Annotated in this window: 14 protein-coding genes; 5 read left to right on the top strand and 9 right to left on the bottom strand. The window is 41.7% G+C overall.

Going from position 1 to position 22137, the window contains the following annotated elements; genetic code table 11:
* Positions 1 to 5: 5 nt before the first annotated feature.
* The 8 genes from FDF36_RS15475 to FDF36_RS15440 all read right to left on the bottom strand — a co-directional run bounded on the left by FDF36_RS15475 (position 6) and on the right by FDF36_RS15440 (position 11436).
* Complete coding sequence (locus tag FDF36_RS15475; protein ID WP_259281455.1) at positions 6 to 3341, bottom strand: TonB-dependent receptor; 3336 nt, start codon at positions 3339 to 3341, stop codon at positions 6 to 8.
* Between the two features lie 141 nt (positions 3342 to 3482).
* Positions 3483 to 4424 carry a FecR family protein gene (locus FDF36_RS15470; RefSeq protein ID WP_022011467.1) on the bottom strand — a complete coding sequence of 314 codons (942 nt, stop codon included), beginning with the start codon at positions 4422 to 4424 and terminating at the stop codon, positions 3483 to 3485.
* A gap of 105 nt (positions 4425 to 4529) precedes the next feature.
* Positions 4530 to 5093: an RNA polymerase sigma-70 factor gene (locus FDF36_RS15465; RefSeq protein WP_022011468.1), complete on the bottom strand. Its 564-nt coding sequence runs from the start codon at positions 5091 to 5093 to the stop codon at positions 4530 to 4532.
* 547 nt (positions 5094 to 5640) lie between these two features.
* On the bottom strand, positions 5641 to 6963 hold the full coding sequence (locus FDF36_RS15460; protein WP_220391937.1) for a TolC family protein: 1323 nt from the start codon (positions 6961 to 6963) through the stop codon (positions 5641 to 5643).
* Between the two features lie 55 nt (positions 6964 to 7018).
* A complete protein-coding gene (locus FDF36_RS15455; protein ID WP_005810704.1) occupies positions 7019 to 8119 on the bottom strand; it encodes an efflux RND transporter periplasmic adaptor subunit in 1101 nt (366 codons plus the stop codon).
* A 79-nt stretch (positions 8120 to 8198) separates the two neighbouring features.
* Entirely contained in the window at positions 8199 to 9443 is a 1245-nt protein-coding gene (locus FDF36_RS15450; protein WP_220391936.1) for an ABC transporter permease, read from the bottom strand.
* A 2-nt stretch (positions 9444 to 9445) separates the two neighbouring features.
* Positions 9446 to 10705, bottom strand: a complete 1260-nt coding sequence (locus FDF36_RS15445; RefSeq protein WP_005778838.1) for an ABC transporter permease — start codon at positions 10703 to 10705, stop codon at positions 9446 to 9448.
* Between the two features lie 14 nt (positions 10706 to 10719).
* On the bottom strand, positions 10720 to 11436 hold the full coding sequence (locus tag FDF36_RS15440) for an ABC transporter ATP-binding protein (protein ID WP_005778836.1): 717 nt from the start codon (positions 11434 to 11436) through the stop codon (positions 10720 to 10722).
* Positions 11437 to 11614: 178 nt separating this feature from the next.
* On the opposite strand from FDF36_RS15440, the gene FDF36_RS15435 reads away from it, so the two are divergent.
* Complete coding sequence (locus FDF36_RS15435) at positions 11615 to 12595, top strand: ROK family protein (protein WP_005810700.1); 981 nt, start codon at positions 11615 to 11617, stop codon at positions 12593 to 12595.
* Between the two features lie 872 nt (positions 12596 to 13467).
* On the opposite strand, the gene rplS is transcribed toward FDF36_RS15435, so the two are convergent.
* Positions 13468 to 13821 (bottom strand): 50S ribosomal protein L19, encoded by a 354-nt coding sequence (gene rplS / locus FDF36_RS15430; RefSeq protein WP_005778830.1) that lies wholly within the window; start codon positions 13819 to 13821, stop codon positions 13468 to 13470.
* Between the two features lie 156 nt (positions 13822 to 13977).
* On the opposite strand from rplS, the gene FDF36_RS15425 reads away from it, so the two are divergent.
* From FDF36_RS15425 to FDF36_RS15410, 4 genes are read left to right on the top strand one after another with little or no spacing between them, the layout of a single operon-like run.
* A complete protein-coding gene (locus FDF36_RS15425) occupies positions 13978 to 14766 on the top strand; it encodes a 5'-nucleotidase C-terminal domain-containing protein (RefSeq protein WP_032531745.1) in 789 nt (262 codons plus the stop codon).
* A 39-nt stretch (positions 14767 to 14805) separates the two neighbouring features.
* Positions 14806 to 15678, top strand: coding sequence for a bifunctional metallophosphatase/5'-nucleotidase (locus FDF36_RS15420; protein WP_032541599.1), 873 nt, complete (start codon positions 14806 to 14808; stop codon positions 15676 to 15678).
* A 37-nt stretch (positions 15679 to 15715) separates the two neighbouring features.
* Positions 15716 to 18703, top strand: coding sequence for a serine hydrolase domain-containing protein (locus tag FDF36_RS15415; protein WP_032531743.1), 2988 nt, complete (start codon positions 15716 to 15718; stop codon positions 18701 to 18703).
* 23 nt (positions 18704 to 18726) lie between these two features.
* Entirely contained in the window at positions 18727 to 21780 is a 3054-nt protein-coding gene (locus FDF36_RS15410) for a serine hydrolase domain-containing protein (RefSeq protein ID WP_220391935.1), read from the top strand.
* Positions 21781 to 22137 lie beyond the last annotated feature (357 nt).

Raw genomic sequence — 22137 nt, 5'->3', positions numbered from 1 at the left:
ATTGATTAGAAAATTAGGTTTACACCAACCGAATAAATTGAAATGTGAGGATAAGAGGTGCTTGAACCAACAGGAGTTTCAGGATCCCAAGTCATAAATTTAGTGATAGTGAATAAATTCTCTCCAGATAAATAAACCCTGAATTTATTGAATCCTTTTACATTAAATGTATGTCCTATTTGAAGATTCTTCAAGCGAACATAAGATGCATTTTGTATCCAATGTGACATATTATCAAAGTTATATGTAGATTTCAGAGTACGTGGGAAATAAGCACCAGGCTGTGGGTTACTTGGATTGAATGTCTTTTCATAGTGCTCCTTTCTTGGACTGTTTACTCCGCCTCCGTTTAACCCTTGGATGGCTTCGTTGGTTATGTAGCCATCAGCTTTTCCTACACCTTGAAAGAAACATGAAAAATCCCAATTTTTATAGTCAAATCCTAAGTTGATTCCGAAGGTATAGCGTGGAATCGAATTTCCTATTACCGTTTTGTCGTTTGCATCTATCTTTCCATCTTCATAAAGATCTTCAATTATTATATCTCCGATCCCCCATTTAGGGTTGAATGTTTTCATTTGTTTCTGATATTTGTCATAATCTGCCTGATTTTCACAGATCCCTAACGTTTTGTAACCAAATATAGCATCTAAAGGCTGTCCTTCTATGCGTGCAGTTAAATCACTTGTTGGAGATTTATATCCTTTAAGGTCAATAACTTTATTTTTTACGTCTGAAAGTACCATTCCGATCTTATATTTGAAATCTTTCCCGATTCTCGACTGCCAGTTCAGTGTAAGATCCCATCCTTGGTTTTCGATGATACCGGCATTCTCTATAGGAGCGTCTATTCCCAATAGATCTGGCGTTTTTAATTGTAGTAAAATATCTGAGGTTCGTTTTTTATACCAGTCAAATGTTCCACTTAGTCTGTTGTCGAATAAGCCAAAATCTATTCCAATATTGAAATTCTTTGATGACTCCCACGTAATTAGTTCATTACCCATTTTGGATTCTGCATATCCCATTTGTATTTTATCATCATACATATAATTACCACCATTTCCAATTAAAGAATAATACTGGTAGTTTGAAATTTTTTGATTACCTAACAAACCATACGACATTCTAAATTTGAGGTTAGAAACATATGCAGTTAGAGGTTGAAAAAATGTTTCTTCCGAGATTCTCCATCCCAAGGATGCTGATGGGAAGAATCCCCATCTATTTCCTTTGGCAAATTTAGAAGAACCATCATATCTTGCCGTGAATTCAACTAGATATTTTTCTTTGAAGTTGTAACCGATACGGCCAAACGCTGATGCCAAAGCAGCATAAGTCGAATTTCCATTGGCGGAAGCTGTTGTCGGATCACCTGCATTAATTTCGGAAAAATCATTATTTGGGAAATCCATTCGAGAGGCTTCTGTAAAAGCATATTTAAAGGTTTCCAAAGAAGTCCCTACCATGGCACTGAGTGAATGTTTTCCTATTGTTTTTTCATAACTAATTAAAGCATTTGCTGTTATATTGCGATATTGACTCCATTTATCTATTTGTTTATTGCGGTTTTCTTCCGTCGTAGCGGCTTGACCTGCTTGTTCAAAACTATCATAAACCACTGTCTTTTCAAAAGATTTATCGCGATATGTATTTGACTCATAAGCAAAATTTCCTTTTACAATAAGTCCATCCAAAATCTTTATTTCGGGTGCAACTAATACGCTCACAGCATCATTATAGTTTTTAACTGATCCATAATCTCCACTTACTCTTCTTACAGGGTTGGTTGGATATGTGTTATACGACCATGTGCCATCTGAGAATTTTACCGGCAGATAGGGCAAAGCACGACCAGCGCGTCGATAAGCATCTGTTGCGCCACCTCGTGCGGCTTCTTTCCGTAAACTATTTAAGTATGTCATATTGAGGTCTAATTTTAACCAAGATGTCAATTGAGACGTAGTGTTAATTCGTAAATTGTATCGATTGAATGCAGTTGAAGGAATTACTCCTTTTTGATCAGAATAACCAGTAGCAATCATGTAAGTAAATCTTTCACCTCCTCCTTGAATTGATATTTGATGGTTGTGTTGGGGCGCAATACGTAAAAGTTCTTTGTACCAATCCGTATTGGCTTCTCCTAAGTCCGGATTACCTGTTCCGTTTTTCAGGCGTTTTATTTTTTCTTCTGAGAATATAGGACTTTGTCCTTCGTTGACCATCATCTGATTATACATTTCTGCATATTGCCATGAAGATGCCATCTCAGGAACTCTTGTAGCACGTTGCAGTGCGATATTACCTGAGTAAGAGAATGAAACCTTACCTGCTTTACCTTTTTTGGTAGTTATTAAAATAACGCCGTTAGCTGCACGGGAGCCATATATTGCTGCAGAAGAAGCATCTTTTAGTATTGAGACCGATTCAACTTCATTGGGGATAACATCATCCAAACTCATGGATATACCATCTACTAAAACGAGTGGAGAAGCATCTCCCCATGTGCCGATTCCACGGATACGGACGGATCCTTGATTGGCTCCTGGTTGCCCAGAACTTTGCTTAATCGTTACACCTGCTGCTTCGCCTGTTAGCGCTGAAACAATTGATGTAACAGGTTTGTCTGCTATCTGATCTGCTTTCACAGTTTCTACAGCTCCTATTACGTTTACTTTCTTTTGTACTCCGTATCCTACGACAACTACCTCATCCAATGTTTTGTTATCTTCTTTGAGAGAAATATTCACAGTTTTTTTATTGCCGATGTTTATCTCTTGAGGGATGTATCCAATGTATGTTACTTGCAATACGGCATTGACCGGTACATCAATAGTAAAACGTCCGTTCATATCTGTAATTGCACCTATTGTTTTTTGGTTTTTAACTGACACATTGGCTCCGATAATTGGTTCACCATTTTCATCTTTTACAATACCAGTTATTTTATGGATTCGTTGTAGTGATATTTCATTGTTTATGCCCTTCATTAACATGATATTCGTTCCTTTCATAGCATAATGAATATCGGTTCCTTTGAACATTATATTTAAAACGTCAGCTACCGATTTATTTTGTGCATTTAGTTTCACGTTCTGCTTCAAATTCACTTCATTTATGTCATATACAAACAGGTAATCTGTCTGTTTTTCGATCTCGTTAATTACTTTAGCCATTGGTATATTATCAGCCATAACGGTTACTTTCATTGCTTGAGAATAAGATTCCGTAGCAAAAGCAGTTCCGACAAATATAAATAAGGCTAATACTGTGATTTTCATAATATGGAATAAAGATTTAATTTCTACTATTATAGATTCGTGGTACAATATATTTTTCATATATTTGCATACTTAATTTAAGTTTTTAACTTAAGATTAATTGAAAGTTGGTCAATGCGTAATTGACTTTATGGAGTGGTGTGCCAGCACTGCTCCATTTTTTATTTGTGTGTTATTTCATAGGCATTTTATTTTAAAGGGTTAATAAATAGTTATTGTATTAGTTACATCGTCTTTTTTATAAGTGAAATTATTGTTAAGTTTCAAGACTTTTAAAACGTGCTCAACTCCATCTTTTGTTCGAAACTTACCAGTATAGCGCTTTCTGTAAATTTTGGTGTTATTTACTATAATATTTACTCCATAATAAAGTTTTAATTTCTCAATCAAATTTGGGACAGATATATTATTGAAGCAGAGAAGTCCTTCACGCCATAAAAAATAATCAGTTTCTTTAATGTGATCTTTCACTAGTTTATTATCGATTAATCTAACCATGGTGTTAGGTTCTAATTTTACTTTATCAACTGATTTGGGTACTAAAATTTCCACAGCTCCTTTCAGTAATGAGGTTTCCCAAATGCTATCTATAGAATAGGCTATGACATTGAATTCTGTGCCCAAAACTTTCACATTACCTTTGTTGGTCTCCACGACAAAAGGTTGTTTGGCATTTTTGGTAACAATAAAGTAACCCTCTCCATCTAACTTTACATTCCGAGTATCCGAATTAAAGTTTGTGGGAAAAATTAAAGAACTTCTTGAATTCAACCAAACTTTGGTGCCATCAGACAACATGAGTTCGGCTCTCTGTCCAGCTGGTACATAGATAGATTGGAACGGAATATCTCCTTGGGTTTGATGTTCTGGAGACCAATAGTATTTTCCCAAAAGTACAATTGCAAAAATTGCAGCTATTTTGATTACTTCTTTTCCAACCCTGTATAGTGAGAGTTTTTTTATCGATTTCTTTTCTTTTCCTGCCATGGATTCTTTATTCCATAATGCAATATCGTATAATTTACGTTGTATCATATACTCACGCATATTTTCTGAGTTCTTTTGTGCCCATTCAGTTATGCGCTTTTTTTCTTCTTCGGTTGCATTCCCTGATATATACTTATGTAGCAATTCAACTTTCATCCTTATTTTGTTTTTTTAAATAATAACGATTAAGTTGAAGTTTACCCTAAAGAAATAATAAAGAAAAAGAAGAAAAAAAAATAGTGGAATGATCTAGCTAAAAAACTAGTAATAAAAAAAGAAATAAAATAGAGGAAGGTAGTCTTTTAAAGCTATTCGTAATACTTTTAAAGCTTTGGATATATGGTATTCTACATTTTTTACAGTAATTCGCATTACTTCTGCAATTTCTTTATTGGACTTATGTTCAAACCGACTTAGCATAAAAATTTGATAGGTTTGTTTGGAAAGTGTAGACATTGTATGATGAATGATCTCTTGTATTTCTTCTAAAAAGATTTCATTAGGATTACATGCTTCCAAGGCAGACAGGCGCATTGATAGTTCTTGATGTTGCCAATCTTCCATTTGTTCAAAAGCTGTATGCTTTACATTTTCATGCTTTAAATAATCTAAAGCTTTATTTTTTAATATAGTAAGCAAAAGAGGAAGAATATATTTTTTTTCTATGGATTCTGTTTTTAGTTTTTCCCAAAGTTTTATTAATGACTCTGAAGCAATATCTTCTGCTACTAAATCATCATGTACATAAGATTTAGCAAAATAAAAAGACTTTTTATAATAGCAAGTATAGATCTCGTTAAAAAAATGTTCTTCCATTTTATTCATTTATAGATTAGACTTAGTATATGCTAAATTGAATTAATTATTTGATTATAAGTCTGATGTGTGTGCGGTTTTGACGTTCGTGTTTTTAAAAGAAGAAATTCTGGTATTTTATTGAATAATTGGTCGCAAATATAGCGATTAGTTTGAGATAATAAAAGTTCGTTTGATTTTTTTTCGATAATAATCGCCAATTTGATGTTAATTTCAGTTTTTCATAATAGTCTGATCGATTTCCATATATTTCTCTTGTTTTCTTCTAATAGTGTCCGCAAATGTAGGTGAGGTGTTCGTTGACGAACATCTTTTTACTCCTTAGATCTTTTATTATTAGGACGTTATGTTTTTGGCGCATTATTTGTATAATAATGGAAGAGTGAGTTATCCGGTCGTAGCATAGCTTATTTTTAGATTGTAATATTGATTGATAAGGGGTGGAATGTGAATTTCGCCCTTTATTTTGTGCGGGCAATAAAGTAAAAAATAGGGGTGAAACTTCACTCCATTTTTTTCCCACCCCTATCACTTACAATAATAATAACCTCTTTTCTTACTCAATGGGTTGTCCTTTGTAGAAGTCCAGAATCTTTGTACGGAACAGATAGTCATATTTGGCTTGAATCCGGTCGGACAATGCTTTGGTGAGATTCAGCTTAGATTCATTGTATTCAACCGAGGTGGCTTTTCCATTATCGAATTTCTCGCTCATCAGACGGAAGGATTCCTGATTGGCCTCTACGGCCGATTCACTTGACTTAAACTTGCTTTCGGCAGCTATGGCATTATACCATGCTTGTTGGATTTCTTTGTATAACACCTTCTTGGTATTGTCCAGTTGCAATGCCAGATTGGTTTGTTGCAGGCGTGCAGTGCGTACGCGGTTACGGGTGGCCAGACGATTGAATAAAGGTATGTTCAGACTGAATCCGGCATATTTATTCAGGTTGTTCTTCATTTGATTGCCAAAACTTGAACCGGCACTACCATTTACTGTATAGAAGTTTGTACCTAATCCCGCAGAGAAGGACAATTGCGGATAGTAACTGCTCTTTGCTATGCGAACATTCTTTTCGCTACCTTCAAGACGATATTCGGCTGCTTTGATGCCCGGTTTGTAGAGCATGGCCTGGTTATAGATTTCGTCGGGTGAAGTAAGGGGAGAGAATTCCAACTCCGTATCCGGTGTGGCAAGTGAGAAGTTCTCCGGAGTCGGAAGTTCGAGCAATTGGCTTAAGTCAAGTAAAGCTAACCGATAATTGTTATCTGCCTGCACGGCGCTCATCTCATCTTGTGCAACGCGCGCTTTGGCTTCGGCAACTTCGGCGGGAGAAGCTTTTCCTACTTCGTGCAAGCGTGTGATGCGGTTCAGCTGTTCTTTGCTGAGTCCCACCTGGCTTTGTGCCACTTTACTTAACTCTTGATTAAAAAGTACTTGCAGATAAGCGGAGGTGACGTTGATCGCCAAATCTTCTTTCGCTTTATTCAGGTCTTCGATTGCTGCTTTCAGGTTTAATTTGGTAAGCGCATACTGGTTCGGTAGTTCCAGACCGGTGAATAAAGGAATATTCGTACCCAAGCTAAAGCTACTACTACCGCTGTTGATGTCATTATAGGTGTTATCTACCGGTGATGCTGTACGTCCCCAACTCCAGTTTTGTGAAGCGCTACCGCTAAGGTTGGGCAGGCGTGCCCATTTGGCGGTATTTACATCCACCTTGCTTTGTTCGGCTGAATTTGCTGTTTGCTGCACACTGATGTTATGCTCAATGGCATAATCGATACACTGACGTAGGGTCCATCCTTCCTGTGCCTGTGCAGCGTAAGTGGACAGTCCGGTCAGTATCAGTAAATTAATTAATATTTTGTTTCCCATATTATGCGTTGTTGGTGATTCGTATTTTCTTTATACCTCTTTTATATATAAAGGCTTATTTACTTTTCTTTTCCGAAGCTCTCACTTTTTCTTTTCCGGTCAGACCCTCTTTGATTTCCAGTTTGATACCATCGCTCATACCGGTTTTGATTTGGCGACGTTCGAACTTCTGTTCAGGAATGCTATCGGTCATTACCCATACGAACGTGCTGTCACCGCTGAATTCGATTACGCCCTCGGGAACTGCCAAAACTTTCTGTGCGCGTTGCAGCACGATTTCTGCGTTGGCAGAATATCCGGAACGGATCTGTACTGAATCCGGTGCGTGAACGGCCGCTTTAATCTCAAACTGATTGGCTCCGTTTTCTTCCACACCTTTCGGAGAAATATATTCCAGTTCGGCATCAAATGTAAGATTCTGCAAAGCACCGATCGTCAGTTTCACCGGCATACCTTCATGGATACGTCCAACCTCTGTTTCGTCGATTTTACCTTTGAAAATCAGATCATTCATGTTAGCTACCGTGGCGATAGTCGTACCGTCATTGAACGTATTACTCATAATAACGGAGTTACCTACTTTGATAGGTACATCCAGAATCAGTCCGTCGATGGTCGAACGGATCAGTGTGCTACTGAACGATGCACTGTTTTTGGTGATACCCTCTTTGATGATTTCCAATGCATCTTTTGCTGTCTGCAATTCTTCGCGTGCCTTCTTTATATCCACTTCACTCTTCTCGAACTCCTCTTTGCTGATTAGTTTGTCATTATAAAGCTTCTTGATACGTCCGAAGTCGGTTTCTGCCTGAGCTGCACTGATTTCTGCTACGCGCACACGGCTTTCGGCTGAGTTTAACTGGCCCAGTTCCGGAATAACTTTCACTTTTGCGATCACTTCACCTTGTCTGATGGTTTGTCCGGCCTCCTTATATACCTCGGATATGATACCGGATATTTGTGGTTTAATAAGTACTTCATCTCGTGGTTCTACTTTACCGGTGGCCACTGTAGTCTTTTCCAGGTCGGCAACTTCCGGGGTGACAGTTTCATATACAGTTGTTTGGGGTTTCGACTTCTGGTACAGGAATATGAATGTCCCAATGAAGATGGCGGCTACCACTACCAGTAATGTGATTTTCAGATACTTTTTCATCTTGTTTTATATTTTGAATTGTTATTTTCTATACTTGACTGTGTCTCTTTTCTGCTTTTTGTGGGGGAGAGGCTGTACTTTATTCATCTCTGATAGCCTCTATCGGACGGATGGCCATTGCCCTGTAAGCCGGTGCCAGCCCGGCCAGTAATCCCAGTGTCACGAGTAACAGGCAGGTTCCGATAGCCATGCCAAAGGAGACCTGGAAGTGAGAATAATGGTCTTTACCGGAGTTAACGCCTATTTCCATCAATTGCAGGATCAATACTCCAAAAGAGATGCCGGCCATGCCTGCTATGGTAGTCAGTACCATACTTTCCGATAAGATCTGTTGCAAGATATCTTTCGGACGGGCACCGATGGCACGTCGTATACCTATTTCCGTGGTTCGTTCCTTTACCGTTACCATCATGATGTTCGATACACCGATGGCGCCGGCCAGCAAAGTACCCAGGCCCACCATCCAGATCAGTACATGGATACCGGTAAACAAATTATCCATCATCGAGAACATGGCTTCCGCATTCAGCTTCATGACTGCCTGCTTATCGTCCGGTGCTATATAGTGTGCTTCTTTCAGGATGCTTTCTATTTCCGGTTCCAGATCGCTTACTTTTTTCCCTAGTTTCACGGTATAGCATATCACATCGATACGTTTTCCCATATTGTAGGCTTGTTGCATGGTACTAAAAGGTAATACAACAGCTTCCGAAGCTCGTCCCTGAATATTTATGTTTCCTTCGGATACGCACATACCGATCACCTGGTAATAGATTCCGTCTACCCGTACATACTTTCCACAAGGATCTTCGCCCGGATTGAAAAGGCTTTCGTAAACGCGTTTGCCGATCACGCAGACTTTGCGTCCTTCGCGTACGTCCACATCATTGATGAATCTTCCGTAAGCCATATCCTGATTTTCAATCTTGGCGTAGTCCGGATAGAGCCCCTTTACGCTGCAATCATACTTTTTTTCTCCGAAAATGGCTGTCGAGCCCCAGCGGGCTATCGATGGGGTAATAACATCGATATCTTTTACTTTCTCACGGATTTGTTCTACATCCGAGTTCTCGATATCCCAGTAACGTCCTTTACGGAATCCTTTGTAAGCTTCCCCTGTTTTCTGGGAGCCCATGAATCCCGAGTTGGTGGCAAATCCTTCGAATTCGGCTTGCATCATGTCCTGCATCCCTTGTCCGCCCCCCATCAGGGCTATCAACATGAAGATACCCCAGAATACTCCGAAAGCCGTCAGCAGGCTTCGTGTTTTGTTTCTTGTTATCGTGACGAGGATTTCCTCACACGTGTCTATATCTACTCTCATAATCAATCTGCTCTAAGTGCTTCAATAGGTCTGATACTTACTGCTTTTTTGGCCGGGAAGAATCCTGCCAATGTGCCTGCGATTACTAGGGTTAATGTGGCCTGTATGGCAATACTGATATCTACCGTCGGATTCAGGAATACCGTTTCCGAGAACATTCCCACATCTACGGTTTGTTCTCCGGCCACCTTATTCATCCATTCGGTAGCTGCGATTCCCGCTACCATGCCGATATATCCAAAGAGGGTCGTAATGGTTACACTCTCTACGATAATCAGCCACAGGATGGAGAATGGCTTGGCACCCAATGCCTTGCGGATCCCAAATTCGCGTGTTCTCTCTTTCACTGTGATCAGCATGATATTTGATACACCCACAATGCCACTCAGCAGTGTAAAGACACCGATCACCCAGATGGCCGTGCGCAGGATACCCATGGCATTCTGAGATTGCAGATAGTTGGTAAAGCGGTTCCATATCCATAGTGCACTGTTGTCCGAAGGATCGAAACGATGTTTGGCACCCATCACTTTACGATAGGCTGCTTCAAATGCCTCATTCGATTCCATCGTGGTGAGCCCTTTGGTCGTGAAAGTCAGGTTGTTTAGTTTATCGCCTTTATTGTAAATCACCTGTAGGGTTGAGAAGGGAATATATGCTTCACTGCTTCCCTGGTCACCCGGATCGGTGTAAAGTCCTACTACCTGATAAGAAACTCCACCGGCATTTACGAATTTTCCGATAGGCTCTGTTCGGCTTTTTCCGAAAAGGATCTCAGCCGTTTTGGTATGTAGTACAATTACTTTTCGCCGTTCTTTGAGGTCGATATCATTAATGAACCGTCCCTCTGTCGATTTTACGGATTCCACTTCTGTAAAGTTCGGATATACCCCTTCCAATGAAAGGTTAACGTACTCCTGTCCGTAACTCAGATTCACATTGCTCTGCCATTGACTGGCACCTACGCTGATGATGTTGTCACTGAAATGTTCCATGGTAGCATTCAAGTCTTTGTTATCCAGTTGAATGCGGCGTCCCTCTTTCAGTCCGTCGTAGGGCTTTCCGGTCCATCCCGGATAGATTTTGATGGAGTTCAGTGCTCGTGCGGAGGATGACTTTTCAAAAGCATGGATCAGCCCGTTACCGGCTCCCAATAGCACTATCAGCATGAAAATTCCCCATGCTACGGCAAATCCGGTCAGGAACGTACGAAGTTTGTTCCGTTTGATGGTGCCATATATTTCTTGCCAAATGTCAATCATATTTGTATTTGTTTTTATTTCATATATCCATCCTTGCCGAATGGTGAGGCATCATGATTCTGGTTCTCTTCAATCCGTTCGATAATACCGTCTTTGATGTGAATAATCTTGTCCGTCTGGTTGGCAACTCCGCTTTCGTGGGTTACTACGACAATGGTCATTCCGGTCTTGTGCAGGTCTTTCAGGATTTGCATGACTTCTACTGAAGTTTTGCTGTCCAGTGCACCGGTAGGTTCGTCGGCCAGAATAATCTGAGGCTGTGTAATCAGGGCACGGGCGATGGCTACACGCTGTTTCTGACCGCCGCTCATTTCGTTGGGCATGTGATGTGCCCAGTCTTTGAGTCCCAGTTTGTCGAGGTATTCCATAGCCATTGCGTTCCGCTTTTTCCGGCTTACTCCTTGGTAAAATAGAGGTAGTGCAACGTTTTCTACTGCGTTTTTGAATGAAATCAGGTTAAACGACTGGAAGATGAAACCGATCATCCGGTTGCGGTACTCCGCGGATTTAGTTTCGCTCAGGTTTTTAATCAACACATTGTTGAGGTAATACTCTCCGTCATCGTAATTATCCAGTATACCTAATATATTAAGTAAAGTAGATTTGCCGGAACCTGATGCTCCCATAATGGAAACGAATTCACCCCGCTCGATATCGAGATTGATGCCTTTGAGTACGTGGAGGGGGGCCCCGTTGTTGTAGGTTTTGTTAATGTCTTTTAAGTGTATCACAGTTTCATCTATTTAGTTTCAATTTTCTTATGATTTGTTCTATTAGACGCACGGTTGATACGAAAAGTTGCAAACGAAGTGAACTTTTTTAAAAAAAGATTTTGTAGACTCAATCTTCTTTACGTAATTTGTGTGCAATAAACATTTAATATTAACTAACCCTTTAAATAAGAGTATCATGAATTCAAGCATGGAGAAACCCTACGTAGTGGGTATTGACATTGGCGGAACAAACACTGTCTTTGGAATTGTTGACGCGCGCGGAACTATTATAGCAAGCGGTGCAGTGAAAACTCAGGTATATCCTACAGTAGAAGAATATGCAGATGAAGTATGCAAAAATCTTCTGCCGTTGATCATTGCAAATGGCGGGGTGGATAAAATAAAGGGTATCGGCATTGGCGCTCCTAATGGAAACTATTATACCGGAACCATTGAGTTTGCTCCTAACCTGCCTTGGAAAGGTGTATTGCCGTTGGCTTCTATGTTCGAGGAACGTCTGGGCATTCCGACAGCCTTGACAAACGATGCTAATGCTGCCGCTGTGGGTGAAATGACTTACGGGGCTGCTCGCGGTATGAAAGATTTTATCATGATTACTCTGGGAACAGGTGTCGGTAGTGGTATTGTTATCAACGGACAGGTGGTTTACGGACATGACGGCTTTGCCGGAGAACTCGGTCACGTGATCGTTCGTCGTGACGGACGTATCTGTGGTTGCGGACGTAAAGGATGTCTGGAAACATACTGTTCGGCTACAGGTGTGGCACGCACTGCACGCGAATTCCTCGCTGCACGTACCGATGCCAGCTTGTTGCGCAATATCCCGGCAGAGAGCATTGTATCGAAAGATGTATACGATGCTGCCGTACAGGGAGATAAGCTGGCTCAGGAGATTTTCGAATTTACAGGTAATATTCTGGGTGAGGCATTGGCGGACGCTATTGCTTTCTCAAGTCCCGAAGCTATTATCTTGTTCGGTGGTTTGGCAAAATCGGGCGACTATATCATGAAGCCGATTACAAAAGCCATGGAAAATAATCTTCTGAACATTTACAAAGGCAAAACAAAATTGCTCGTTTCTGAGTTGAAAGACTCCGATGCTGCCGTACTGGGTGCCAGTGCATTGGCTTGGGAGTTGAAAGACCTGAGAGACTGAGAGCGAATGAAAGCGATTATTTAGCTGAAAGCTCCGGAAGCAATTCTGGAGCTTTTTTTGTCTGTGTGTGGGCAGGAACTTCGGGATGTACTCCAATATCGTTTTGTCAGAAATGTCATTTTGTATTTTCTATCGGTTCAGGGCGGGCATATTCCGATCTTTGTTGGGAACCGGTGGGAAAAATGAATTTTAGCAGACTCCCGGAAGGTCAAAAAGATGTCTTATTGAGCTTAACCCTCGCCGGAAGAAAGAAAAGTTCTTTTATTCTGTTTTGTATGATAGCGAATCTTGTAGTCTAACTTCGAAATGGTACTTGGGATACCTCACTCCAACCGGAGCTAATAAGTGAAAAATGACTTTGATTTTAGACTATTAATAACCTCTTTGGAAGAAGTTAATGATTTGTTTCGACTTTATTAATAAAAGACTCGGACGTTATTAACAAAAGACTTGGAAGAAATTAATAATCTCTTTCGTCTTTTTCCGTATATATACTCTCAAAGTGATCAAGTTCTGCATGAATACTCTTTTTTTATTCTTTTTTTATGCAAGAAAGATCTACAGAAGCTCTTTGTTTAAGAAAGGGGTGGTTAGCAAATCGATTGAAAAGAGAGTATAATGATTCCCTTTTATAAGATTTAGCATCTTTTTGCCGGATTCCTTTTTTATCATCTTCCAATGCTGTAAGGGGGGGGCTATTTGTTTCTTTTGGATTTCCACACATGAAGACTATCGGAAGCTTTTCGGTGATTATGCTGTATAAGTGCTTGTGCCGCGAAAGGTAGGAATGATAATTGTGTTACGAAATAAAAAAGAGGAAATCTTGCCAGAAGATTCCCTCTTTTTTATTTCGAATCGAAAAGTAAGGCTGATTAGCCGTTAACTCTTTTTTCTTTGATTCTTGCTTTCTTACCAGTAAGAGCACGCAGGTAGTACAGTTTAGCGCGACGTACTTTACCAACCTTGTTCACTTCGATGCTGTCGATAGCCGGTGATTCGATTGGGAAAATTCTTTCTACGCCTACAGTTCCTGACATTTTACGTACAGTAAAACGTTTCTTTTCTCCGTGACCTGCAATTTTGATAACAACACCACGGTACAACTGTACACGTTCTTTGTTACCTTCGATAATACGATATGCTACTGTTACAGTGTCGCCTGCTTTGAAGCTCGGGTGCTGTTTTCCGGTAGCGAATGCTTCTTCTGCAATTTTAATTAAATCCATTGTTGTTTATTATTAAATTGTTTTATCGTTACAACGCAACATACCAGGCAACTCTCTCCTGACAGCGATTGCGCGAAAGCGGTGCAAAGTAACGAATTATTTGCCGGATAGCCAAATGTTTTTGTATATTTGTAGCATTATTAAGTACTTAAGGATATGAAACAAAATTACGCAAAGATTATTTCAGGAGTAATTCTGGCGGGGTTGCTGACATTTACTTCTTGCCAGTCGACGCACGAAATGGCAAAAGCCGATTATCGGGTTGCCAAGGTAGAAGGAAGGATGATTGACATTGACGCTAAATGGGATGCTCATCCCGATGCAGATGCCGTGGCAATATTAAAGCCTTACAAAGAGAAGATAGACAACATGATGTATGAGGTAATCGGCACCAGCGAGCAGAAGATGGACAAAGGTCATCCCGAAAGTCTGCTTTCCAATCTTGTTGCGGAGGTATTGCGCCAGGCTGCGGTGAAAGTACAGGATAAGCCGGCTGACATGGGATTGGTGAATATGGGCGGATTGCGTAATATTTTGCCTGCCGGGGATATTACGGTGGGAACGGTATATGAGATATTGCCATTCGAAAATTCACTTTGCGTAATGACGATGAAGGGAACACACCTGAAAGCATTGCTCACAAGTATTGCTTCGCTGAAGGGAGAAGGAGTGAGTGGTATCCGGATGGAAATCACTAAGGATGGAAAATTACTGAACGCTACAGTGGGCGGCCAGCCGATTGATGACAACAAACTTTATACGGTGGCGACCATTGATTATCTGGCTGACGGTAACGGAAGCATGGAAGCTTTCTTGCAAGCGGAGAAACGTGTATGTCCGGAAGGAGCAACATTACGCGGACTCTTTCTTGACTATGTGAGACAACAAACAGCTGCCGGAAAGAAGATAACTTCGGCACTGGATGGTAGAATCACCGTGAAGTAAAGGTATAATAGAATGTAAAATGATAAAATTCAGTGAATTATGATATCCCCAACCAATAATAAATATATTCTTAGTTTTATGGAAAAGAATTTTCTGGCTTTCTTTTTCATTTTCTTTTTTTCTTTTTCAGCATTTGCCCAACAGGATAAAAAACTGATCCTGTTGCAGACCAGTGATGTGCATAGCCGTTTGGAACCTATCAATCAGGAAGGTGACCGGAATTATGATAAGGGAGGATTTGTACGTCGCGCTACATTTGTGAAAGAGTTCCGTAAGGAACATCCTGATATGTTATTGTTCGACTGCGGAGACATATCACAGGGGACCCCTTATTATAATATGTTTCAGGGTGAGGTAGAAGTGAAGATGATGAACGAAATGAAATATGATGCCATGACTATTGGCAACCATGAATTTGATTTCGATCTGGATAATATGGCACGTTTGTTCCGGATGGCCGACTTTCCGGTGGTATGTGCCAACTACGATGTGAGTGCCACAGTGCTTAAAGACTTGGTGAAACCATATGTAATCATCGAGAGAGACGGAGTTAAGATTGGTGTTTTGGGATTGGGCTGCCAACTTGAAGGCATGGTTCAGGCCAATAAATGTGTGGGAGTCGTTTATAATGATCCTGTAGCTACGGCAAATGAAGTGGCTGCTGTCTTGAAAGAAAAAGAGGGTTGTGATGTGGTTGTTTGTCTTTCTCACTTGGGTGTGCAATATGATGAAAACCGGTTGATTCCTAAAACCCGTAATATAGATGTTGTTCTCGGAGGGCACTCGCATACCTTTATGAAAGGACCGAAGACTCTTCTTAATATGGATGGCAAAAATGTATCATTGATGCATACCGGTAAGAGCGGGATCTATGTAGGACAGATGGACTTGACACTTGAAAATAAGAAATAAGAGGGATTTTCCCTCTTGAAATACCCCCAAACAAACTATGCTAAAACAACTGCTAACCGCTGCGTTGCTGCTGGGTGCGGGTGCTCTTTGGGCTCAGCAAACAGCAGGACTCTTGCCTGTACGGGAAGATGTACATTGCAATGAATGGGTAGAGCAAACGCTCTCCCGCATGAAACTGAAGGATAAGGTCGGACAATTATTTGTTTATACCCTGGCTCCACGGACAGATAAAGATACTGAAAAATTAGTGGATAAACTGACCCGTAAGTTGAAAGTGGGTGCTTTCCTGTATTCCGAAGGAACGGTAGAAGGTCAGGCGAAATTGACCAACCGGGCACAAAGCCGGTCGAAAATTCCGTTGATGATCACTTTTGATGGTGAGTGGGGACTATCCATGCGATTGGAGAATACGCCTGTGTTTCCGCGTAATGCGGCATTGGGTTGCATCAGTGATAATGCACTGATTGAGGCCTACGGTCAGGAAGTGGCACGTGAATTCCGGGAGATGGGTGTACATGTTAATTTTGCTCCGGATGCGGATGTCAATACCAATCCTGATAATCCGGTGATCCATGTGCGTTCGTTTGGTGAAAACCCGGAAGCGGTGGCTGAGAAAGTGATAGCTTATGGGCGTGGATTGGAGAGTGGTGGTATCTTGTCTGTTTCCAAACATTTTCCCGGACATGGTGATACGGACGTAGATTCTCACAAGGCGCTGCCTGCGGTCTATTACAATCGGGCACGTCTGGACAGTGTGGAACTATATCCTTTTAAAGAGGCCATTCGGGCTGGTTTAGGTGGTATCATGGTAGGGCATTTGCAGGTTCCGGCTCTGGAACCTGATCGTATAACTCCTTCTTCATTGTCGCGTAGCATTGTGACAGATGTGCTGCGAGGAGAGCTGGGATTCAATGGCTTGGTCTTTACTGATGCGCTTGCCATGAAAGGAGTAGCAAGCGAACCGGATGTGACGGTGAAGGCTCTGAAGGCGGGCAATGATATGGTATTGGTGCAACAAAATATAGAGAAAGCACAGCAGGATGTTCTGCAAGCCATTAAGGAAGGACGGCTCAGTATGGAAGAAGTAAATGCAAAATGCCGCAGGATCTTAACTTATAAGTACCGTTTGGGATTAAATAAGCGTCCTGTGATTTCAGTAGATGGGTTGAGTGATCGTATCAACACTCCTGAGGCACGGGCTTTACTGACAAAACTCCGCACGTCAGCAGTGACCGTACTGGGGAACTATTTCCGGATTCTACCTCTTGTTACTAAAGATGAAATAGCTGTATTGACGGTAGGTGGTGAAGGTAGTGATGCTTTGTTCATTGAAGAGTTACGCACCAGGCTGTCATTGAAAACATTCCGAATGGATAAAGATACGGGAGAGGAAGAACGCAAACGGATAGCAAAAGAACTTGGAAAACATCGGAGGGTCATTGTGAGTATGACGATAAAAGATAAAGAAGCGGAAGAATATCGTCCGTTCTTTACAGACCTCAATCTCCAGGCTCCTGTGGTTTATGCTTTCTTTACTTCGTACCGGACCCTGGTGACACTTGAAGAGGCTGTTGCCCGTTCGGCTGCTGTTGTACTGGCACATTCCGATGAAGCGGATTTGCAACGTTATGTAGCGGATGTGGTATTGGGTAAAGCTTCGGCGACAGGGCGTTTGTCTATGCGTATCGGAGAGACGTTTGCTGCCGGTTCAGGTGTAGATATAGTGCCCGGCATGACTGCCGGTACGGCTCCTGAAGATTATGGATTGAAATCGTACCGACTTCATCGTATAGACTCTGTAGTATCTGCCGGATTGGCTGCCAAAGCATTTCCCGGGTGTCAGGTACTGGTATTGCGACATGGACAGCCTGTTTATGATAAATGCTTCGGCATTCATTCCGATACGGATAGTACCCCGGTACGTCCGACCGATCTTTTTGACCTTGCCTCTTTGACCAAGACAAGCGCTACACTATTGGCTGTGATGAAACTTTATGATCAAGGACAGTTGAAATTGACTGATCCTGCTTCTAAATATTTGCCTGCTTTACGGAATACGAACAAAAAGAATATTACCATCCGGGAGTTATTGTTGCATGAATCCGGTTTGGTTCCCTATATCCGTTTTTATCGCAACGCAATCGATGAATATTCAGTAACCGGTCCTTTTACACAAGGGTTTGTGGATGAATGGCATCATACCCGTATGGGGGAATATACTTATGCCTGTTCGGATTTCAAGTTCAGGAGAGGGCTCGTCTCTGCAACAAAAACGCCGGAACATACGTTGAAAATAGCCGATGGAATGTGGCTGCACAGAAAGTTTAAAGCCGCAATGATGAAGAGTATTGTTCAGTCGGAACTGGATCGTAAACGTTTTGTGTATAGTGATATCGGCTTTATTCTGTTACAGCAGGTGGTAGAATCCATAACCGGTCAAACGCTCGATGCTTATTTGGCTGCTGAGTTTTATCGACCTATGGGGTTAGAACGTACGTTGTTCCAACCGTTAAACTGTTATAAGAAAACAGAAGTAATGCCGACTGCTACCAATGATTATTTGCGTCGGCAGAACCTTTGCGGATATGTGCATGATGAAGCGGCTGCCTTTATGGGAGGCGTGAGTGGCAATGCCGGATTATTTTCGACAGCCTGCGAACTTGGAAAGATCTATCAGATGATTCTCAATGAAGGCGAACTGGACGGGAAGCGTTATCTCAGATCGGAAACCTGCCGTGCATTTACTATGGGAAAATCTGCTGTCAGCCATCGTGGATTAGGATATGACAAGCCTAACTTGAATGATCCGAAAGCAAATGCCTGTGCACCTTCGGCACCGGCCTCTGTTTACGGACATACTGGATTTACCGGTACTTGTGCTTGGGTGGATCCGGAAAATGACTTGGTTTATATCTTTCTGAGTAACCGTCTCTGTCCCGATTCCTGGAATGGAAAGTTGAATAGCATGAAGATTAGGCAAGGGATACAGGAAGTGATTTATCAGTCATTATATACAACAGAATAGCTAATGGCTTTTTACAATATAGAATGAAAAGAAGATATTTATTTGCTGGTTTAGTCGTATCAGCGTTTTTTGTGGTAGGGGCGAAGACTCCTACTTTAAAAGATACTCCTATTGGTGAGAACTTTCATGCTCCTCCCGGTGTATCTGCTCCTATAGAACCTTTATTGCTTTATCAGGCCTCTCAGGACGAAAAATGCCGTCACTGGGTCGATTCTGTTTACAAGCGGATGAGTTTGAAAGAAAAGGTTGGCCAATTGTTCATTTATACCATTGCACCTGTGCAGACCAAACGGAATATGCAGTTGTTGCGCGATGCCGTTCATACCTATAAAGTCGGTGGATTACTCTTTTCCGGTGGAAAGATACAGAATCAAGCTACACTGACCAACGAAGCGCAACGGATGGCACGCTGTCCGTTGCTGATAACCTTCGATGGTGAGTGGGGACTTTCCATGCGTTTACGCGGTACTCCTGTTTTTCCGAGAAATATGGTATTAGGATGTATTCAGGATAATCGGCTGATCTATGAGTATGGACGGGAAATGGCTCGCCAGTGTCGTGAACTGGGAGTACAGGTGAATTTTGCTCCGGTGGCTGACGTAAATATCAATCCGGATAATCCGGTTATCAACACCCGTTCGTTCGGTGAAGATCCGATGCAGGTAGCCGACAAGGTGATTGCTTATGCTTCGGGGCTGGAGAGTGGAAAAGTCCTTTCGGTTTGCAAGCATTTCCCGGGACATGGTGATACGGACGTGGACTCACACAAAGCATTGCCCGTATTGCCTTTTACACGTGAACGTCTGGACAGTGTAGAACTATATCCGTTTAAAGAGGCTATCCGTGCCGGAGTCAGTGGTATGATGGTGGGGCACTTACAGGTTCCTGTAATCGAACCAATCGGTGGATTGCCCTCATCTTTATCGCGCAATGTGGTTTATGGTTTGCTGACCGAGGAATTGGCTTTTAAGGGACTTATTTTTACGGATGCGCTTGCTATGAAAGGGGTTTCCGGTAATCAGAGTGTCTGTCTGCAAGCCTTGAAAGCCGGAAATGATATGGTATTGGCTCCCCGCAGGCTAAAGGAAGAGATAGATGCTGTATTGGCAGCGGTGGAAAAAGGAGAACTTCCGGAAGAGGAAATTGATGCAAAATGTCGGAAAATACTCACTTATAAATACATTTTAGGTCTAAAGGATAAACCTTTTGTGAGACTATCGGGGTTGGGGTCTCGTATTAATACGCCTCAAACACGTGATTTGATTCGCAGGCTAAATCTGGCTGCAATTACAGTGTTGAATAATAAAGGAGGCGTATTGCCTCTGCATCCCGACCTGAAAGAGGTAGCTATATTGAATGTCGGTGATGGCGGGAAAACAGAACCTTTTGACCGCGAAATAAAGAAGTATATTCCATTTACGCGTTTTCAATTGCGTAAAGATTTGCCGGAGGTCGAACAGCAGAAACTGCGTGATTCTCTTGCTGCTTATCGCCGCGTTATTGTTACTGTTACCGAGCAACGCCTTGCTCCTTACCAATCATTTTTTGCCAGGTTTGCTCCGGAAGCTCCTGCAATTTATGTATTCTATACTCCGGCTAAATCCATGTTGCAGATCCAGCGGGCTGTATCGGCGGCTGAGGCTGTGGTACTGGCTCATGCTCCTCATGATGATGTTCAGGAACGTGTGGCTGATATACTTTTTGGCAAAGCGACAGCAGACGGAAGGCTGTCTGCCAGTGTGGGTGGATTGTTTTCTGCCGGTTCGGGAGTGACGATCACGCCGCATACGCCTTTCCATTTTGTACCCGAAGAATATGGTCTGAAATCGGAAGTGCTAAGTCGCATCGATTCAATTGCTTTGGAAGGTATTAAAGAAGGAGCTTATCCCGGTTGCCAGATACTGGTAATGAAGGATGGTAAGGCTTTATATGACCGATGTTTCGGGCACCATACAGATAAGCATAGTGAAAAAGTGAAACCGACAGATCTTTATGATCTGGCTTCACTGTCTAAAACAACAGGAACGTTGTTGGCCATAATGAAGCTTTACGATAAAGGTCGTTTCAATCTGACCGATAAAGTTTCAGATTATCTGCCTTTCCTGCGCAAGACGAATAAAGAGAACCTGACCATTCGTGAATTGCTCATGCATCAGTCTGGCTTACCTTCCGGTCTGCTTTTCTATCAGGAGGCCATTGACGGGAAAAGTTATAAAGGTTCGCTGTTCAAGCAGTCGAAAGATGCCTTACATACGGTACGGTTGGGTGTCCGTACCTGGGGAAATCCAAGATTCCGGTTTAATAAGGGGATGGCGTCTAAAGAGAAGAACGGTGATTATACTCTTCAGGTTTGTGACAGTTTATGGTTGAACCGGTCGTTCCGTGAAGAGATACGGAAGAAAATAGCTGAAGCACCGTTAAAAGACAAGAGTTATCGTTATAGTGATGTCGGGTTTATCTTGTTGCAGATGCTTGCAGAAGAGCTTAGCGGAAAACCGATGGATGAATATTTATGGCAAGAGTTCTATCAGCCGATGGGGTTGGAACATACTGCGTATCTGCCGTTGCGTTACTTCGATAAAAAAGAGGTAGTACCTTCTGCGGTAGACCGTTTCCTGCGTAAGACTACTTTGCAGGGATTTGTCCATGATGAGTCGGCTGCTTTCCAAGGGGGAATTTCGGGTAATGCCGGACTTTTCTCTAATGCTCGTGAAGTCGGACGTATTTATCAGATGTTGCTCAATGGCGGTGAGTTGGATGGAAGACGTTATCTCAGCAAGGAAACTTGTGCTCTATTCACTACTGAAAAGTCTAAAATCAGCCGTCGCGGTTTGGGTTTTGATAAGCCGGATGTGGTGAATGAAAACAAAAGCCCGTGTGCTGCTTCTGCTCCGGTTACTGTTTATGGGCATACCGGATTTACAGGAACTTGTGCCTGGGTAGATTCTGATAATGGCTTAATTTATGTATTTCTTAGTAATCGCACCTATCCCGATGCTTGGGTGAACAAACTATCTAAGCTTGAGATTAGGGAGAGAATTCAAGAAACGATTTATGAAGCGATGAAAGAAAAGTAATTATTACATATATAGGTCTATTATACAGAAATTCCTGATAGAGCAAGGCTCTATCAGGAATTTCTGTATAACGTCCTATGGGCCACGATGTTTGATATGCTAATATTTCTATTTAGTACTATTGATCCACCGGGATATTCAGGTTATAAATATGGTTTTCACTTTTTAAATGTAAAGAATTGAGTCTGAGAATGGCCAGGGATGGAGAAAAGTATTAAAATTAATAGTAAAATGAGTGCTCTACTCTAAGTACTATCAGAACTTTCCGAAAGGAATTAGGGGAAATTGGAGAGCATTTTCTCATAAGTATTAATATTTAAATGGTTTTTAGATAGTGAGATAGGACTAATTGAGAAT

Source organism: Bacteroides fragilis, from assembly GCF_019583405.1.
GTDB lineage: Bacteria > Bacteroidota > Bacteroidia > Bacteroidales > Bacteroidaceae > Bacteroides > Bacteroides fragilis_B.
This window is presented reverse-complemented; position numbering and strand designations above follow the sequence as displayed.

Excerpts from the sequence above, each read along its gene's own strand:
- FDF36_RS15475 (WP_259281455.1), bottom strand. The coding sequence starts at position 3,341 with ATGAAAAATATATTGTACCACGAATCTATAATAGTAGAAATTAAATCT.
- FDF36_RS15420 (WP_032541599.1), top strand. The coding sequence starts at position 14,806 with ATGATATCCCCAACCAATAATAAATATATTCTTAGTTTTATGGAAAAG.
- FDF36_RS15425 (WP_032531745.1), top strand. The coding sequence starts at position 13,978 with ATGAAACAAAATTACGCAAAGATTATTTCAGGAGTAATTCTGGCGGGG.
- FDF36_RS15445 (WP_005778838.1), bottom strand. The coding sequence starts at position 10,705 with ATGATTGACATTTGGCAAGAAATATATGGCACCATCAAACGGAACAAA.
- FDF36_RS15435 (WP_005810700.1), top strand. The coding sequence starts at position 11,615 with ATGAATTCAAGCATGGAGAAACCCTACGTAGTGGGTATTGACATTGGC.
- FDF36_RS15410 (WP_220391935.1), top strand. The coding sequence starts at position 18,727 with ATGAAAAGAAGATATTTATTTGCTGGTTTAGTCGTATCAGCGTTTTTT.
- rplS (WP_005778830.1), bottom strand. The coding sequence starts at position 13,821 with ATGGATTTAATTAAAATTGCAGAAGAAGCATTCGCTACCGGAAAACAG.
- FDF36_RS15415 (WP_032531743.1), top strand. The coding sequence starts at position 15,716 with ATGCTAAAACAACTGCTAACCGCTGCGTTGCTGCTGGGTGCGGGTGCT.
- FDF36_RS15465 (WP_022011468.1), bottom strand. The coding sequence starts at position 5,093 with ATGAATAAAATGGAAGAACATTTTTTTAACGAGATCTATACTTGCTAT.
- FDF36_RS15470 (WP_022011467.1), bottom strand. The coding sequence starts at position 4,424 with ATGAAAGTTGAATTGCTACATAAGTATATATCAGGGAATGCAACCGAA.
- FDF36_RS15455 (WP_005810704.1), bottom strand. The coding sequence starts at position 8,119 with ATGAAAAAGTATCTGAAAATCACATTACTGGTAGTGGTAGCCGCCATC.
- FDF36_RS15460 (WP_220391937.1), bottom strand. The coding sequence starts at position 6,963 with ATGGGAAACAAAATATTAATTAATTTACTGATACTGACCGGACTGTCC.
- FDF36_RS15450 (WP_220391936.1), bottom strand. The coding sequence starts at position 9,443 with ATGAGAGTAGATATAGACACGTGTGAGGAAATCCTCGTCACGATAACA.